Source organism: Mycobacterium sp. NGS15 (genome assembly GCF_059813245.1).
This window is the reverse complement of record NZ_JCALEF010000003.1, coordinates 409,715-424,361: the sequence shown is the minus strand read 5'-3', so window position 1 is coordinate 424,361 and position 14,647 is coordinate 409,715. Positions and strand designations below refer to the sequence as shown.

Sequence of the window (14,647 nt, the reverse complement as noted above, 5' to 3'; positions counted from 1 at the left end):
GCTCAGCTGACCAGGTTCTGCACCCAGACCGTCAACCGGTTCCAATAGGCGAGCAGCCATTCGGCCGCACTGTCGCCCGCGCTGGTGACCCACAGCATGGTGATCACCGCCACCAATACCGCCAGGATCAACAACGCGATCGCGCCACCGGAGAACCGGTTGCGGTACAGCGTGGCAACGGCTTTGGAGTCGACGAGCTTGGCGCCGACCTTGAGTCGGGTCAGGAAGGTCGACGGATTGGACTGCTGGCGCTCGCGATCGAAGAACTCCTCGATAGACGCGGAGTGGCCCACCGTGACGATCAGCGAAGCGCCGTGGTGATCGGCGAGCAACAGCGCCAGGTCGGCGGCCGAACCCGCCGCGGGGAAGGTCACGGCCCCGACGCCTAGGTCCTGGATGCGTTCGAGTCCGGCGGCGTGCCCGTCGGCGTCGGCGGGAAGGACAACCTGCGCACCGGATTTGAGGACGTCGTTACTCATCAGCAGCGGGTCGCCCACCACGATGAGCGGTCGGTACCCGGCCTTGCGCAGGATGTCTGCGCCGGACCCGACTCCGATGAGAACCGGTTGATACTCCTTGATGAACGGCTTGAGGTTCTTCAGGTCGTGGGCGGCGCCCACGCCGTCCGACACGACGATGACATGTCGGTTGCGCAGGTCGATGTCGACGTCCGGGATACCGATGCCGTCGATCAGCAACGGACTCTCGCTGCGGATGAACTCGATGGTGTTGCCCGAGAAGGCCTCCAGATGAGCGACCAAGCCGGTCTTGGCCTCGGTCATCAGGTCGTGCACGTCCGCATCGGTGCGCGGTGTCCCGGCGATGAGGCGCCGGTCACCGTTATAGATGCCGCCGTTGTGCACGCGAACCGTGGAGCCATCCTTGACCTTTTTGAAGACCTCGGGCCCGATGCTGTCGATCAGGATGATGCCGTTGGCGACGAGCACCTCGGGCCCCAGATTCGGGTAGCGACCGGAGATCGACGGTGAGACGTTCACCACAGCGCTGACGCGCGCGTCCACCAGAGCGTCAGCCGTGATGCGATCCAGATCGAGGATGTCGATGACGGCGATATCGCCTGGATTCAGGCGTTGCAGCAGCCGGTTGATGTCCCTGTCGGTCCGTACTGTTCCGACGATGCCTGGCCGGGAGCTGCTGCTTCGAGTGAGCATCGTGGTCAAGTTCATACAGCTGATGATCGCTCGCGGGGCTGCTCGGGCCGTGGAGGCGCGCCGTAACACCTGTCACATTAGTCACTCCAGCCCCCCTGGTTTCGGAACTCAGCCTCGCTCTGAGCGGGCGGCGTCGAGTAGCTCGCGGGCGTGCGCCCGGCCGGTGTCGGAGTCGCCGAGACCGGCCAGCATCCGGGCCAGCTCGGCGACCCGGTCTTCGTCATCCAGACGGCGGACACCGCTGCCCTTGTTGCTCACCCGGTCGACCGTGAGGTGGATATCGGCGAACGCCGCAACCTGCGGTAGATGTGTCACCACGATCACCTGGTGGGTGCGAGCCAGCTTGGCCAACCGCCGGCCGATCTGTACGGCCGCACGGCCGCCCACACCCGCGTCGACTTCGTCGAAGACCATGGTGGTCCCGGCCGTCGAGGCGGCAAGCACCACCTCTAGGGCCAGCATCACGCGCGACAGCTCACCGCCGGACGCGCTCTTGGCCAGCGGCAGCATCGGGTTATCACTATGCGCCGCGAATCCGAATTCGACGGCGTCGGCGCCCGCCGATCCCGCGTGCACGGTCTGCCCGGACGGCAGCGTCAATGGCGCCACGTCGTCGGCCCGGGCCGGAATGGGCTCCAAGGCAATGGTGAATGCGGCCCGGTCCATCGCCAGGCCGGCCAGCTCGGCGGTGACGGCCTTACCCAGTGCCTTGGCAGCCTTGGTACGCGCCTTGGTCAGAGCTGCTGCGGCGGTTGCCAGTTCGCCGGCGAGTCGATCCACGCGCTGCGACAGGGCGGTAATGGCATCCTCCGAGGTATCGACCTCGGCCAGCCTGCCGCGCGCCTCGTGCGCCCACGCGATCACCCCGTTGAGGTTGGCGGCGTACTTGCGGGTCAGCGTGCGCAGCTGTCCCTGGCGTGCCAGCTTCTCCTCGAGGGCGCTTGCATCGCTCGGTAATTCGTCGGTAAACGCGGTCAATTCACGCGATACGTCACTGACCACCACGAGCGCTTCGGCCAACTGGGGTGCCAGGGCCCGCAGCGCGGCATCGTCGGTGGCTTCCAACAGGACCTTGGCCTTCGCGATGCGATCGATCGCCGAATGGGAATCGTTGGCCTCGCCGTCCGGATCCGAACCTGCCAGCGCGGCACGTGCGGAGGCCGCAGCGTCGCGCAGTGCATCGAGTTCGGACAGCCGGTGGATGTCGGCGGTGAGCTGGTCGTCCTCCCCCGGTTTGGGATCGACGGCATCGATCTCGTTGAGCGCGAACCCGAGTCGATCAGCCTCCTGCGCGAGCTCACGCGCTCGATTGGTGCGGTCGATAAGGTCTCGCCGCGCCGTCAGCCATTCCTCACGCAGCTTGCGATACGTGGTGAGCAGCGCCTCGATACTGGCCGGACCTTCCGCGGCGAACCTGTCCAACGCCGCAAGCTGCTGCTCGGGACGCATCAGGCGCAGCTGGTCGTTCTGGCCGTGCACCGTGAGTAGACCCGCGGTGAAGCTGGCCAGCGACTTGGCGGGCACACTGCGACCACCCAGATACGCGCGCGAGCGGCCATCGGAGGTGACAGAGCGCGCGGCGATCACGCTGCCGTCGTCATCCCGTTGCGCCCCTGAGGAATCCAGCACCTCGGTGACATCGGCGGGCTCGGCACCCAGCGGGTCGACGGTAAGGAATCGGCCCTCGACCACGGCGCGGTCGGCACCTGCCCGTACCCGGTTGGCGTCGGCGCGGGCCCCGCCGAGCAGATGAAGACTGGTGACCACCATGGTCTTGCCCGCTCCGGTTTCGCCGGTCAGCACGGTGAGCCCGCTGTCGAACTCCGCAGTGGCGGCGGGAATGGCGCCAAGGGACTCGATGCGAATCTCGGTGAGCACGATTACCTTCCCCGCCAGCCCTTGACGGGCAAGTGGAACTTACGCACGATCCGATCCGTGAACGGCTTGCTGTCCAAGCGTGCCCACAGCACCGGCTGATGACCGCGCACGACCTCGACCCGTCCGCCCGGTGGCACCCGAATCTCGCGACGGCCGTCACAGAAGAGCAACGCGTCGTGCCCGTCGGCCTCGATCTCGACGGCGACGGTGGCGGCGGGGCTGATCACCATCGGCCTAGCGAACAACGCATGAGCGTTGTTGGGCACCACGAGAATCGCGTCCAGATCGGGCCAGACAACCGGTCCGCCGGCCGAGAATGCATAGGCGGTCGATCCTGTTGGGGTGGAGACCAGAACTCCGTCGCACCCGAATTCCGACACCGGTCGAGCATCCACCTCCAGCACTACGCCGAGCACGCCGAGTCGGGGCCCCTTCTCGATGCTCACCTCGTTCAGTGCCCAGCCGCGTTCGACCACCTCGCCGCCGATTCGGACCAGAACGTCCAGTGTCATCCGGGTTTCGACGCGGTAGGTGCCCTCCACGACGTGAGTCAGGACGGCATCGATCGCCTCGGCCTCCACCTCGGCGAGAAAACCGATGCGGCCCAGGTTGACTCCGAGTACGGGTGCGCTTGCGCTCCGTGCGAGATCGGCCGCCCGGAGGAAGGTACCGTCTCCGCCCAGTACCAGCACCAACTCGCATCCGGTGGCGGCGTCCTGATCGGCGTCGACAACCTCGACGCCCACGCCGAGTGAGCGGAACTCGGTCGGGTCCAAGTGCACGGGACCGCGATCGATAGCCTCCGCGGACAGCACCCGGAGCTCGATGCCGTTTTCCCCGAGCGTTTTTGCGACACGGCGGGCAGTTTCGGTCACCTCCTTGCGGCCCGTGTGCGCGACAAGCAGGATCTTGCGTTCGGTCACCTGTGTCTGAAGTTCTCCGCTCAAGCTGGGGGTACCTCCCACGTGTGGGGGACTCATCACTGCGGCCCCTTCGTAATAGCGTCGGCAACGGCCGCCTCAATATCCAGGCCGGAATCTGTGTTCCGCAGCCACAGGAAGTACTCGACGTTTCCAGACGGTCCGGGCAGCGGGCTGGCCGTCACTCCCGCGGTATACCAACCGTGCGCCTGCGCGCGGCGGGCGACGGACACCACGGCATCGGCGCGCAGCTGCGGGTCACGCACCACCCCACCCGTGCCGACAAGTTCCTTGCCCACCTCGAACTGGGGTTTAACCATCGGCAGGATATCGGCATCGGTTGTGGCACAAGCGATCAGCGCGTCGAGTACCAATGCGAGCGATATGAATGACAGGTCGGCCACGATCAGTTGCGCTGGTCCGCCGATCAGTTCGGCTGTCAGGGTGCGCACATTCGTGCGATCGAGAACGGCGACCCGGTCGTCGGACTGCAGAGACCAGGCTAGTTGTCCGTACCCGACATCGGCGGCCACCACCTCGCGAGCGCCCGAGCGCAGCAGCACCTCGGTGAAGCCACCGGTCGATGCGCCGGCATCCAGGCAACGCTTGTCCTTGGGAGAAAGCCCCTGTGGGCCGAAGACATCAAGTGCCCCGAGGAGTTTATGGGCGCCGCGCGAGACCCACTTGTCCCCGGGTTCCCCCTGCACCACAAGGGATGCCGTCGCCGGCACGGCTGTTGCGGCTTTCGCGGCCGGTATGCCGTCGATACGCACCCGGCCCGCGTCGATCAGCTCAGCTGCCTGCTGACGCGAACGCGCGAGCCCTCGGCGCACCAACTCGGCGTCGACCCTGGCGTGCCGGGCCATGGCTATCCCTGCTCCGCGGATTCCAGTGCTCGGACCAACACATCGTGTGCTTGCTCCAGGACCTGAGCTTGGGTCTCGAGATCCAGTTCGGCCTCGGATCCCGCTGGGCCGGCTGGCGGGTCGAGCTGGCCCAGGAGCGCCTGCACCTGGGACCTGACCTCGGCGGGGTCGGGTCCACCAGCGTGGCGGGCAACATCGTTCGGGGTGGTCATCGCGCTCAAGGCTAGTGGATCTCCCCGGAGTGGCAGGGGCGACGACACACTATCGGGCAGAAAGCTGCCGCAGGGCCCGTTCTGCCAGGTCATCGGCGGGCACGATGGGCCTGATCGCCGGGGCGGATCCCGTCGCCCACACCGCGGCCGCCAGAGCCTGGGCCAGCGACAGCGGCGGCCCCGCGTCGTCGACGGCGCCGATCGACACCCGGTCGGCATCCACGGTTACCTGCCAGCACGGCTTTGGTTCGATGCGCACCTCGGACTGCGGTAGGTGCAGTGCGCCCAGATCGGCCCCCAAGAACGTGGGTCGATGCACGGTGTCCGCCCAGATAGCGTCGATAGCGTTGTTCACGCCGGTGAGCACCATGAGACTGGGCAGGCCCGCGGCGTTGGCCCCGGAGATATCGGTATCGAGGCGGTCCCCGACAACGAGAGGCCGAGTGAAGTGGCCGCGCGCCAGCGCGTCCTCGATGAGTGCGCGTCCGGGCTTGCCGGCGACGACCGGATCGGCGTCGGTGGCGGTGCGCAGTGCGGCGACCATGGACCCGTTGCCCGGTAGCAGGCCGCGCTCGGTAGGCAGCGTTGCGTCGACATTGGCCGCCACCCAATAGGCGCCCGCTCGGATCGCGAGTGCGGCCTCGGCGAGGGTGGTCCAGCAGGTGTCCGGTGAATGCCCCTGCACCACTGCGCGCGGGGCCTTGTCGAAGCTGCGCACCGGGGTGAGGCCGACAGCGACCACCTCGGCGGCCAGTGCCTCGGTACCCACTACGAGTACCGCGTCATCGCGCTCGAGCGCCTCGGCGAGCAGTCTTGCCGCACTCTGGGCGCTGGTGACAACGTCACCGGCGGTCGCCGTGAACCCCAGTGAGGTGAGGTGTTCTGCCACCTCGGACGCGGACCGGCTGGCGTTGTTGGTGACGTACAGCTGACGTGCCTCGCCGGCAGCCGACAACGCCGCGATGGCGTTGGGGGTGGCTTCGGCCCCACGGAAGACGGTGCCGTCGAGGTCCAGGAGCAGGCAGTCATGGACGCCGGCGAGTGTGTCAGGCAAGTTCGGCAGCCCGATCCTCGGCGTCCGTGTGGCCCTCGACGTCGGCGTCGGCAGCGTGCAGGAACCATTGCACTGCTTCGGGTTTGCGATCCAGCGCGAGGAGGATGTCGGCGTAGGCGTAGAACAGCCGTGCCGCGACGACACCGGCACGCTTCGGATCGGGGGCCGGCGTGGAAAGCACCGCCAACGCCTGATCGAGCTGTCCCATATCGGCGCGTGCGCCGGCGATGACGATGCGCAGTTCGTCGGCGGCATCGCCGGTGAGGGCCTTGGCCTCATCGCCGCGGGCGAGCTCGATCGCGCGTTCGGGCCGGCCAACTCCCCGTTCACAATCGGCGATGAGTGCCAGCAGCGGCGAACGGGTGCCCATGCGCTTGGCCGCACGCAGCTCCGACAACGCCAGCGCCCAGTCTCCGCAGTGGTAGGCGGCGATGCCGAGCGCTTCGCGGACGCCGGCGATGCGGGCCGCGCGGCTCTTGGCGGCCTTGGCGTGCTCCAGCGCGGCCTGCGGGTCCTCGTCGAGCAGATTGCCCGCGACGACCAGATGCCGTGCCACCGTGTCGGCGGTGTTCTTGTCGAGGCTGAGTAGCTCGGCGCGAACATCCCGGGCGAGCTGCTTGGCCTCGACCTCGTCGGGAATGTTCGGACCGAAGTTTCGTGGGGCCTGACGGTCGTCGGTGCGCCGGGGCCCCGGCGCTTGATTCCGCTGAGGTCGATCGCCGCCGCGCTCGTCCGACCGGCGCGGACGCGCTGCGCCACCACCACGGTCGTCGCGCCGCGCACCCGAATCCTGTGCGGGGCGACTCGGGCCGTGCTTTCTGGGCCCCTGCTGCCTGGGTCCTCGCTGGTCCACGGGCACCTCCTTTACAGCGCGAGTATGCCGGTAACAGGGCCTTCGCCGGAAATTCGGTGGCGATCGACGTGATCGGTTACGCAGACTGGACGCTATGAGCCATGTGCAGCTCGACGCCATCGGCTACCACCTCCCGGACGGCCGGGCGCTTCTTCACGACGTCGGCCTCCGCGTCGGCGAAGGCAGTAAAACCGCGCTGATCGGCCCCAACGGGACCGGCAAGACGACGTTATTGCGCATCATCGCCGGCGACACAGATCCGCATGACGGGTCCGTCACGCGGGGCGGGCAGCTCGGGGTGATGCGGCAGTTCATCGGTTCCGTTCGTGGCCGGAATTCGACGGATTCGACGGTGCGCGATCTGCTGCTGTCGGTGGCGCCGGATCGCATCAAAGGGGCCGCCGAGCGTCTGGACCGCGCCGAGCTGGCGCTCATGGAGCACGACAGCGAACGCGATCAGCTCACTTACGCCCAGGCGCTCGCCGACTGGGCCGATGTGGGCGGATACGAGTTCGAGACCGAATGTGACGTGCACACCACGGCAGCGCTGGGAATTCCGTTCGAACTAGCCAGATTCCGCGGCGTCAACACACTTTCGGGAGGTCAGCAGAAGCGTCTGGTTCTCGAGTCGCTGCTGCGTGGTCCCCACGAGGTGCTGCTGCTTGACGAGCCCGACAACTATCTGGATGTCCCGGCTAAGCGCTGGCTCGAGGAGAGACTCGTGGAGTCGGCCAAGACCGTCCTGTTCGTGAGCCACGATCGCGAGTTGATCAATTGCGTTGCCGGCCAGGTCGCCACGTTGGAGCCCACCCGGTCCGGGTCCACGCTGTGGGTGCATCCGGGATCGTTCGCGACGTATCACCAGGCGCGGGCTGACCGGAATGCCAAACTCGCCGAGTTACGCCGCCGCTGGGACGAACAGCGGGCAGCGCTGCGCGAGCTGGTGTTGATGTACCGACAGAAGGCGGCGTACAACTCCGATATGGCCAGCCGTCTACAGGCGGCCGAGACCCGGTTGTGTCGCTTCGACGAGGCGGGGCCACCCGAAGCCGTCCCGCTGCGGCAGAACGTTCGTATGCGTCTTGCCGGCGGCCGCACCGCCAAACGGGCCGTGATTGCGGAGAGTCTTGAGTTGACCGGTCTCACAAAGCCATTCGATACCGAGTTGTGGTACGGGGATCGGGTCGCGGTGCTCGGCGGTAATGGCTCCGGCAAGTCACATTTCCTGCGGCTGCTGGCGTGCGGGGGCAGCGACCCGGAACCGGATCAGCTGCCGGTGGGCGACATGATCCCGGAGGCGGTGCGCCACGACGGGCGATTGCGGCTGGGCGCGAGGGTCCGCCCGGGCTGGTTCGCGCAGACACACCATCATGAGGGACTGATGGATCGAACGCTGCTGGACATCCTGCATCGCGGGGATGAACGGCGCGCCGGGCACGGACGTGAACAGGCCTCACGGATCCTGGACCGCTATGGGCTGGCGCCGTCGGCCGAGCAGACCTTCGGTTCGCTATCCGGTGGGCAACAGGGCCGGTTTCAGATCCTGCTACTGGAGTTGATGGGGTCGACATTGCTGCTGCTCGACGAGCCGACCGACAACCTGGACCTGCATTCGGCGGAGGCGTTGGAAGATGCGTTGGCTGCCTTCGACGGTACGGTCATCGCGGTCACCCACGATCGATGGTTCGCCCGGAGCTTCACGCGCTTCCTCATCTTCGGCGAGGACGGCAAGGTGAAGGAATCCGTTGAACCCCAATGGGCTTAGTGGGCGCTACGGCTAGCGGACGCGCTGCACTCCGGCGATATTGCGCTTTCCGCGACGGAGTACGAGCCACCCGCCGGTGAGATAGTCGCCGTCGCCCGGAGTCCACTCCTCGGCGTCCACCCTGGTGTTGTTGACGTACACGCCGCCCTCCTTGATGGTTCGGCGTGCGGCGCCCTTGCTCTCCGAAAGTCCGCTGCTGACGAGGAGATCGACGATGGTGTCGGGTTCCCCGTCCGCAAGTCTCGCGGGCTCGCCGTTGCCGGCTTCGGTGAGCGCTGCGGTCAGTGTGCCCTCGTCGAGCCGGTCCAACTCGCCGCGGCCGAACAGCGCGCCGCTGGCGAGTTCGACTGCTTGGGTAGCGCTTTCGCCATGCACGAGGGTGGTGACCTCCGCGGCAAGGCGACGCTGCGCGGCACGCTCATGCGCCCGCTCGGCCGTCGCGGTCTCGAGCTCACCGATCTCATCTGCGGACAGGAAGGTGAACCACCGCAGGTATCGCACCACGTCGGCGTCGGCGGTGTTGATGAAATACTGGTACCAGGCGTAGGGACTCGTCATGTCGGGATCAAGCCAGAGGTTTCCGCCCCCGGTGGATTTGCCGAATTTGGTGCCGTCGGCCGCAGTCACCAACGGAACGGTCAAGGCATGCACGGAGGCGCCATCGAGTTGGCGAGCCAGCCGGACGCCGGCCACGATGTTGCCCCACTGGTCCGAGCCGCCTATCTGTAACGAGCAGCCGTACTTTCGATGCAGCTGCACGTAGTCGTTCGCCTGCAGCAGCATGTACGAAAACTCGGTGTAGGAGATGCCATCGCCTTCCAGGCGGCGGCGGATGGTGTCGCGGTCGAGCATGACGTTGACCGAGAAGTGCTTACCCAGATCACGCAGGAACTCCAGGGCCGACAGTTGGCCGGTCCAGTCGAGGTTGTTCGCGACGATGGCTCCGGTTGGGGTGTCACCGAATTCGACGAATCGCTCCAGCTGCCCACGAATTCGATCAGCCCACTCGGCTACGGTGTCGGCGCCGTGCAGGCTGCGTTCGGAGGTGTCGCGCGGGTCGCCGATGAGGCCCGTCGCTCCCCCGGCCAGCACGATCGGCCGATGCCCTGCCCGCTGGAATCGGCTCAGCGTGAGCAGCGGCACCAGATGCCCGGCGTGCAGACTTGCGGCGGTGGGGTCAAATCCCCCGTACACGCTGATGGGCCCCTTCGCGATATCGGCCGCGAGTGTGTCGCGGTCGGTCGTCTGCGCGATGAGGCCGCGCCAGGTGAGCTCATCAAGGATGTCGGATGAGCCGCATGCGCGAGGACCGTCAGTTGTTGAAACCACGGGAACGATCATCCCCTATCGGGTTCAGCGCGCGGGATACCGCTCATCCCATCGCGGCCCCGAAGGCCCGAGGATATCGTCGGCGATGGTGGCGATGACCTCGCGCAGTTCGAGGCGGTCCAGCCAATCCGGGGGTAGCGCCCGCATGCCCCACATCGCGCCGAGGATGTTTCCGGTGATGGATCCGGTGGAGTCGGAATCTCCGGAATGGTTTACCGATAACCGGATTCCGTCCTTGAAGTCGCGCGCGCGAGCGGCCGCGAAGACTCCGATGGCAAGTGCTTCTTCCCCGACCCAGCCACCGCCGAGCTGGGATGAGATCCGTTCCGGAGTGGGGCTTTCGTGGGCAGCGAGCTCGACACTTCGGCTCAGGGCGCCGTATGTCTCCTCGTATCCGGGATGCGCGGTGAGTAGATCCAATGCCCTCTGCACGGCCTCCGCCAGAGATGTTCCAGCCGCCAATCGGTTGATGATCACCGCGAGTGCCCCGGCGCTGAGGTAACCGCTGGGATGCGAGTGAGTGAGCGCACCCATATCCGCGGCCAGCTCGAAGGCGCTGGCCGCATTCTGCTCGGCCAGACCCACCGGTGCGGTGCGCATCACGGCCCCGCACCCCTTGGAATTGTTCAACGGGTGTGTGCGCGAACCGCGCTGGCGGGCAGCTGAGCTGGTGGACTCGAGTGCCGACAGACAGGTGTTTCCGGGTGCACGCAGAGAATGCAGCTCGGGGACGGTAATCAGCCATCCGTCGAGGACATCTTCAGGTACTTGGCCGCCCTGGGTGTGGAGCCAACGCAGGTAGGCGCGATGTGCGATGTCAGCCGGGTCGTTCGCGGGGGCGCTGCGGGCGCGGATGAGCGCCTCGGCGGTGAACAGCGTCATTTGGGTGTCGTCGGTGATGAGCATCGGCTGCCCCGGTTCGGGTTCAGTAATGCCGTCGTGCCCGAACTGCAGCCGGATTTGCTCCATGCTGTCGAACTCGACGAACCCGCCGAGCGCGTCACCGAGTGCACCACCGAGCAGCGATGCGCGTATTCGTCCGTCAGGCATACATCTCAGTATCGGGTTGCGGCGCACGGGGACTACGCCGGTAGGCGGATACCTCCGGATATCCGGGCAGCCAGAACCGCCACGGGCGATCCGCGGCCACGCTGACACCTACACGCGGGCCGCACTGCGCATCCTGCCTGTGGCTCAACACCACACGCACCGGACTGGAAGCTGAGAAGACATCGACACCGTTGTCCTCGGGGGCGATCCCAAGAGCAGCGCCCAGGTTCCCGGGGCCGCGGGCCAAACCCGCGTCATCACGGGCGGTGGGACGCCGCTGCCGGCACGCGGGTGCCCCGTCCACGATCGCCCCCGCCCGCATCAGTACTCCGCCGGCGGTGCCGTCGGGGCCGCAGACCACGTTGGCGCACAGGTGAATTCCATGGCTGCGATACACGTACAGGTGGCCCGCGGGCCCGAACATGACCCGATTGCGATTCGTGGGCCCACGGAACGAGTGGGAGGCGGGATCGGGCCACGGACCGTCGGGTACGCCGCCGTATGCCTCGACTTCGACAATCACGGCGGAGACCCCGCGCGACGTGATGGTGGCGCCGAGGAGGCGCCGTGCGGCTTTGACCGGGTGGGTCGTCAGGATCTCGGCACTCACCCCACGATTGTCCTTGACACCAGGGTGGAACGGGGTCCATATTCATCTCATGATGAGTTCATCAAGCGGTGAATTAGCCCTCGGTCGACACCGGACCGTCGTCGAGGTGGAGCGTCTGCGGGTCGCCCGCGGCGGTTTCACGGCCTTGGACAATGTGTCACTACGGATCGGCCGGGGCACCATCACCGGGCTGTTAGGGCCATCCGGATGTGGCAAGACAACCCTGATGCGCTGCATCGTCGGCACCCAGATCATCGAATCCGGGACGGTCCGGGTGCTCGGCATGGACGCCGGCGCGCCCGCCCTGCGCCGCAGTATCGGCTACGTCACCCAGAATCCGACGATCTACAACGATCTGCGGTCCATCGACAACGTGAGGTACTTTGCTGCGCTCTACGGCCGATCGAAAGCCGACGCCGAGGGCGCGCTCGATGCTGTCGGCATGCGATCGCATCGTCTGGCCTCCTGCGGTGCGCTGTCGGGCGGGCAACGTGGACGCGTCTCGCTCGCTTGTGCACTGGTCACCCGGCCCGAACTGCTCGTGCTCGACGAGCCGACGGTGGGCTTGGATCCGGTGATGCGCGCTGAGCTGTGGGAGCAGTTCGAGCGCCTCGCGGCCGATGGCACCACCCTGATTGTCTCCAGTCACGTGATGGACGAGGCCGACCATTGCGGCGAACTGGTGCTCATCCGCGAGGGCCGCATACTCGCGCACACCACACCGCGACAGCTGCGCCACGACACCGAATGCGATGGTTTGGAAGAGGCGTTCCTATCGGTGATCCGGAACAGCGAGACAGCGGCCGCATAACACGAAGAGATTGGAATCCCATGTACGCCAATGCTTATGTGGCCACCACGGGTCGAGTACTGCGTCAGCTGCGCGCCGACCATCGCAGTATGGCGATGATCCTGCTCATCCCCAGCCTGCTCATCACTCTGCTGTATTTCCTCTACCAGGACCTACCGGTCGCGCCGAATCGGCCATCCCCCTTCAACGCCGCGTGTCTGTTCGTCCTCGGGCTTGTTCCGTTTGTGGTGATGTTTCTCATCACGTCGATATCGATGCAGCGCGAAAGGGTTTCGGGAACGCTGGAGCGCATCCTCACCACTCCCCTGCGTCGTTTTGATCTGTTGGCCAGCTACGGATCCGCCTTCTCACTTGCGGCCGCCGCTCAGGCCACTATCGCCTGCCTGGTGTCTTACGGGCTGCTGGGACTCAACACAGCGGCGGGTGCACAATGGGTCTTTCTCATCGCCATCGGCAACGCCATTCTCGGTGTTGGGCTCGGCCTGCTGTGTAGCGCATTCGCGCGCACGGAATTTCAGGCGGTGCAGTTCATGCCGGTAGTGGTGATCCCTCAGCTGCTGCTCTGTGGCATTCTCGTTCCGCGCGCGGCAATGCCCGAATGGTTGCAATGGTTCAGTAACGTGATGCCGGTGAGTTACGCAGTGGAGGCGTTGCAGCAGCTCGGTAGTCACCCGGGGCTGACAGCGGTTGCCGTACGGGATATCGCGGTGGTTTTCGGATGCGCCGCAGTAGCGCTGTGTTTGGCCGCCGCCACCCTGCGTCGTCGGACACCATGACGCCAAAGCGGCCGGGCCGTCGTCCGGGTGCCAGCAATACTCGCGACGATATTCTCGCGAGTGCCCGAAAGCTGTTCTCGGTCAACGGAATCGACAAGACATCGATGCGGTCCATTGCCGCCGCTGCGGGTGTAGACCCCGCGCTCATTCATCATTACTTCGGGACGAAGCTGGATCTGTTCCGCGAGGTGGTGCAGCTGCCAGTAGATCCGCAGGTGGTTTTGGAGCCGCTGCGGGACATTCCCGTCGAGGAACTCGGGATTGCGATTCCAAGGCTGATCATCCCGTTCTGGGATTCGGAGTTCGGTGCAAATGTATTGGCGCTGTTTCGGTCGGCGCTCAGCGGCGACGACGACGGGTTGGTGCGAGTCTTCTTCCGCGAGGTCCTGGTCAACATCATCGCCGAACGCGTGGACAACCCCGTGGGGAGTGGCGTACTGCGGGCCGAGTTCGCCATCACGCAGATGGCCGGGATCTTGGTGGGCCGGTACATCATGGGCGTCGAGCCGTTGGCCTCACTGACGGCAGAGGAGATCGCCCTCACCGTAGGGCCCAACATTCAGCGGTATCTGACGGGCGAGTTGCCGAGCCTTACCCGGTGAAGCGCTGGTGCTCCTCGTCGGTCACGTCGCGGGCCTCGTCGGGCAAGAGCACCGGGATGGAATTCTCGATCCGGTAGGCCTTACGTAGGCGAGGGTTATAGAGAATGCCGTCGGTCTCGCCACCGACGAGCAGGAGAGTTCCGCGGTCGATCGGGCAGACCAGGATGTCGAGGAGTGCGGCGTCAAGAGGCATGTCGGTGATATCAGCCCAGCGGGATGTTCTCGTTGAAGATCTGCTGGCCCCCGCCTCCGCTGACGCCGATACCGGGTCCTGGACTGACGTTGGGCGGTCCACCGTTCGGATTATTGGTTCCGTTGGTGCCGGTGATCCCGATATGCACTGGCTGCTGAGGCTTCTGGGCAGCCTTGAGGAACTGGGACTGCGTGGCGATGACCGACTTCAGCGAGTTGATCAACGGCATCTGGCTGGGCCGCTTCTCGAGCGCGGCCTTAAGCGCGTCATTCTGCGCCGAGCTGACCTGAGCGCCCCTGGCCCGTAGCTGAAGCGCCTGGCGAACCAAGTTGGAGACCTGGCCGCCACTGGTTCCGGTGGAGTACTCGTGCGCGATGTCGTCAAGCACATCCGCGCTGGCAGTGCCGACACCGGGTCCGAACACCAGGGCGGCGGAGAGACCGGCGGCGGCCAGCGCGGTGCCAGTGAGGGCACGTAGGCGTGTCGGCATGACGGGTTCCTTCCTGGTGTCGCGGAGGTCAGCCTAACAACAACCCGCCACATCAGCAGCGGAAGG

16 protein-coding genes are annotated in these 14,647 nt (G+C 66.1%); 4 read left to right on the top strand and 12 right to left on the bottom strand.

What is annotated here, in order from left to right:
- Positions 1 to 2: 2 nt before the first annotated feature.
- From steA to AC5Y5C_RS09680, 7 genes are all read right to left on the bottom strand, one after another.
- Positions 3 to 1,187, bottom strand: coding sequence for a putative cytokinetic ring protein SteA (gene steA / locus AC5Y5C_RS09710; RefSeq protein WP_499971299.1), 1,185 nt, complete (start codon positions 1,185 to 1,187; stop codon positions 3 to 5).
- Positions 1,188 to 1,280: 93 nt separating this feature from the next.
- Positions 1,281 to 3,050, bottom strand: coding sequence for a DNA repair protein RecN (gene recN / locus AC5Y5C_RS09705; protein ID WP_499971297.1), 1,770 nt, complete (start codon positions 3,048 to 3,050; stop codon positions 1,281 to 1,283).
- A gap of 2 nt (positions 3,051 to 3,052) precedes the next feature.
- Positions 3,053 to 3,973: an NAD kinase gene (locus AC5Y5C_RS09700; protein ID WP_499971847.1), complete on the bottom strand. Its 921-nt coding sequence runs from the start codon at positions 3,971 to 3,973 to the stop codon at positions 3,053 to 3,055.
- A gap of 56 nt (positions 3,974 to 4,029) precedes the next feature.
- Positions 4,030 to 4,836: a TlyA family RNA methyltransferase gene (locus tag AC5Y5C_RS09695; protein ID WP_499971295.1), complete on the bottom strand. Its 807-nt coding sequence runs from the start codon at positions 4,834 to 4,836 to the stop codon at positions 4,030 to 4,032.
- A 2-nt stretch (positions 4,837 to 4,838) separates the two neighbouring features.
- Complete coding sequence (locus tag AC5Y5C_RS09690; protein WP_499971294.1) at positions 4,839 to 5,048, bottom strand: hypothetical protein; 210 nt, start codon at positions 5,046 to 5,048, stop codon at positions 4,839 to 4,841.
- A 49-nt stretch (positions 5,049 to 5,097) separates the two neighbouring features.
- Positions 5,098 to 6,102: an HAD-IIA family hydrolase gene (locus AC5Y5C_RS09685; protein ID WP_499971292.1), complete on the bottom strand. Its 1,005-nt coding sequence runs from the start codon at positions 6,100 to 6,102 to the stop codon at positions 5,098 to 5,100.
- The gene (locus AC5Y5C_RS09680) at positions 6,095 to 6,742 is read right to left on the bottom strand and encodes a hypothetical protein (RefSeq protein ID WP_499971845.1); all 648 of its coding nucleotides are present in this window, start codon (positions 6,740 to 6,742) and stop codon (positions 6,095 to 6,097) included. The genes AC5Y5C_RS09685 and AC5Y5C_RS09680 overlap by 8 nt, the downstream gene beginning before the upstream one ends.
- A 307-nt stretch (positions 6,743 to 7,049) precedes the next feature.
- Here AC5Y5C_RS09680 and AC5Y5C_RS09675 point away from each other — a divergent pair, with 307 nt between their 5' ends.
- Positions 7,050 to 8,720, top strand: a complete 1,671-nt coding sequence (locus tag AC5Y5C_RS09675; protein WP_499971290.1) for an ABC-F family ATP-binding cassette domain-containing protein — start codon at positions 7,050 to 7,052, stop codon at positions 8,718 to 8,720.
- A gap of 12 nt (positions 8,721 to 8,732) precedes the next feature.
- Here the strand turns inward: AC5Y5C_RS09675 and tyrS are convergent, their stop codons facing one another.
- The 3 genes from tyrS to AC5Y5C_RS09660 are packed head-to-tail and all read right to left on the bottom strand — an operon-like array spanning position 8,733 to position 11,709.
- A complete protein-coding gene (gene tyrS, locus AC5Y5C_RS09670) occupies positions 8,733 to 10,061 on the bottom strand; it encodes a tyrosine--tRNA ligase (protein WP_499971288.1) in 1,329 nt (442 codons plus the stop codon).
- 12 nt (positions 10,062 to 10,073) lie between these two features.
- Positions 10,074 to 11,126, bottom strand: a complete 1,053-nt coding sequence (locus tag AC5Y5C_RS09665) for an ADP-ribosylglycohydrolase family protein (protein ID WP_499971287.1) — start codon at positions 11,124 to 11,126, stop codon at positions 10,074 to 10,076.
- The gene (locus AC5Y5C_RS09660) at positions 11,092 to 11,709 is read right to left on the bottom strand and encodes a DNA-3-methyladenine glycosylase (RefSeq protein WP_499971285.1); all 618 of its coding nucleotides are present in this window, start codon (positions 11,707 to 11,709) and stop codon (positions 11,092 to 11,094) included. The genes AC5Y5C_RS09665 and AC5Y5C_RS09660 overlap by 35 nt, the downstream gene beginning before the upstream one ends.
- A 49-nt stretch (positions 11,710 to 11,758) precedes the next feature.
- Between AC5Y5C_RS09660 and AC5Y5C_RS09655 the strand changes: the two genes are divergently transcribed.
- Genes AC5Y5C_RS09655 through AC5Y5C_RS09645 form a run of 3 tightly spaced genes read left to right on the top strand, consistent with a single transcriptional unit; the run spans position 11,759 to position 13,898 of the window.
- Positions 11,759 to 12,520: an ABC transporter ATP-binding protein gene (locus tag AC5Y5C_RS09655; RefSeq protein WP_499971283.1), complete on the top strand. Its 762-nt coding sequence runs from the start codon at positions 11,759 to 11,761 to the stop codon at positions 12,518 to 12,520.
- A gap of 20 nt (positions 12,521 to 12,540) precedes the next feature.
- Entirely contained in the window at positions 12,541 to 13,296 is a 756-nt protein-coding gene (locus AC5Y5C_RS09650; protein ID WP_499971281.1) for an ABC transporter permease, read from the top strand.
- Positions 13,293 to 13,898 carry a TetR/AcrR family transcriptional regulator gene (locus AC5Y5C_RS09645; protein ID WP_499971279.1) on the top strand — a complete coding sequence of 202 codons (606 nt, stop codon included), beginning with the start codon at positions 13,293 to 13,295 and terminating at the stop codon, positions 13,896 to 13,898. The genes AC5Y5C_RS09650 and AC5Y5C_RS09645 overlap by 4 nt, the downstream gene beginning before the upstream one ends.
- Here AC5Y5C_RS09645 and AC5Y5C_RS09640 read toward each other — a convergent pair.
- On the bottom strand, positions 13,888 to 14,091 hold the full coding sequence (locus AC5Y5C_RS09640; protein WP_499971277.1) for a Trm112 family protein: 204 nt from the start codon (positions 14,089 to 14,091) through the stop codon (positions 13,888 to 13,890). The two genes, AC5Y5C_RS09645 and AC5Y5C_RS09640, sit on opposite strands and share 11 nt — an antisense overlap.
- 10 nt (positions 14,092 to 14,101) lie before the next feature.
- A complete protein-coding gene (locus AC5Y5C_RS09635; protein ID WP_499971275.1) occupies positions 14,102 to 14,581 on the bottom strand; it encodes a hypothetical protein in 480 nt (159 codons plus the stop codon).
- Positions 14,582 to 14,647 lie beyond the last annotated feature (66 nt).